A 1,303-nucleotide genomic window follows, 5' to 3' on the forward strand; every position below is an offset into this window, starting at 1 on the left:
TCTATACGAAGGTATAGACGAAGCTCTTTAGTACACAAGAACCTGCCGACTTTAGTCGTGCAGAGGTTCAGATCGTTAAAGAAGGAGATACTCTTTCTGGCATCGCTAAAATGTTTCATACAACAGTTCGTTCATTGCTCGCTTTAAACCCGGAAATTACAAATCCTAATTTTATTCGAGCGGGACAATCTATTAAAGTTGCTGGAGAAAAAGCTCCTGCTCAATCTTCCAATCAAAAAATTTCTAAATCTTCCCCGGGTTCGATGTCTACCACTCCTTCCAATAGCACAAAAGCTGTGAATTCTTCTTTGGCTGATCGAGTCATTCAAATTGGTGAAAAATATTTAGGCGCTAAATATTTATATGGTGCCAGCCCATCTCGCACAGATGCATTTGATTGCTCATCTTTTACTATGCGGGTGTTTGGTGAAGCTGGAATTTCTTTGCCACGCACTTCGACAGCACAATCACAAGCAGGCACGACGGTTTCTTTCAATCAGCTTCAAAAAGGAGATTTAGTCTTCTTTGATACAGACTTCGATGGAACGATCAATCACGTTGGAATTTATGCGGGTAACGGCCAAATGTTAAATGCTTCAACTTCTAAAGGCGTTTCTTATGCATCGATTAATTCTTCTTATTGGCAAGAACGTTTTGTGAAGGTAGTCCGTGTAATCAATTAATCTATGAAAAGCAATCGAGTGTAAAATCGCGTAGGTTTTACACTCGATTTTTTGATGTATCAACAATGTATAAACAGTAAAATCGGACAAGTCGATCCCGCTTGGATGACAGGAGTTTTTTTGTGATACTGATTTCTTCTGACAAGTCTTATGTCAACAGCCGTTGAGATAATTTTTCTCAACAAGAAAAGAAGCTCTTTCCAAAACAGAAAGAGCTTCTTTTCTATTATCATCTTCATTCTTATCATTCAACATCTTCCAATTCCTCATCATCCACCACATATGGGCAGGATCCTCTCGAATAAATCGTACCGCATTTAAACCGATCATCTGGGCAGGCATGGAAGTGTTACCATCTGGTAAAATAGGGAAGATGGAAAGATCAGCGACTTTAAGGTTTTGGTACCAAAGACATTCAGGAATCCATCAACAACTCCTTCTTGAACATTCCTATCCATTCTACATTGCCCACCAAAATGTGCGAGATTATGATAAGAGGCCTTGACATAATTAGCAAGCAAGTTTCGCTTTTCTACCTCATTAGTTAAATAGTAACTATTCACCCCAGTGCTAGTGTATAAAAAAGCCCAGCACAAATAGGGCATTTCGGTCATAGAAAA

Annotated in this window: 2 protein-coding genes and 1 pseudogene; 1 reads left to right on the forward strand and 2 read right to left on the reverse strand. The window is 39.1% G+C overall.

Translation table 11 applies throughout. The annotated features are described in order from the left end of the window. Nucleotides 1–71: 71 nt before the first annotated feature. Nucleotides 72–683: pseudogene (locus DCC82_RS16990) on the forward strand (C40 family peptidase); the annotation flags it as partial. Between the two features lie 153 nt (nt 684–836). Here the strand turns inward: DCC82_RS16990 and DCC82_RS18800 are convergent. Together DCC82_RS18800 and DCC82_RS18805 are read right to left on the reverse strand one after the other, a co-directional pair. Beyond that, nucleotides 837–1,025, reverse strand: a complete 189-nt coding sequence (locus tag DCC82_RS18800) for a hypothetical protein (RefSeq protein ID WP_353620330.1) — start codon at nt 1,023–1,025, stop codon at nt 837–839. Next, nucleotides 1,010–1,297, reverse strand: coding sequence for a GMC oxidoreductase (locus DCC82_RS18805; protein WP_483299673.1), 288 nt, complete (start codon nt 1,295–1,297; stop codon nt 1,010–1,012). Before DCC82_RS18805 ends, DCC82_RS18800 begins: the two co-directional genes overlap by 16 nt. Between the last annotated feature and the right edge of the window lie 6 nt (nt 1,298–1,303).

The sequence above is a fragment of the Geobacillus sp. LYN3 genome (genome assembly GCF_003064505.1).
Lineage (GTDB): Bacteria > Bacillota > Bacilli > Bacillales > Anoxybacillaceae > Parageobacillus_B > Parageobacillus_B toebii.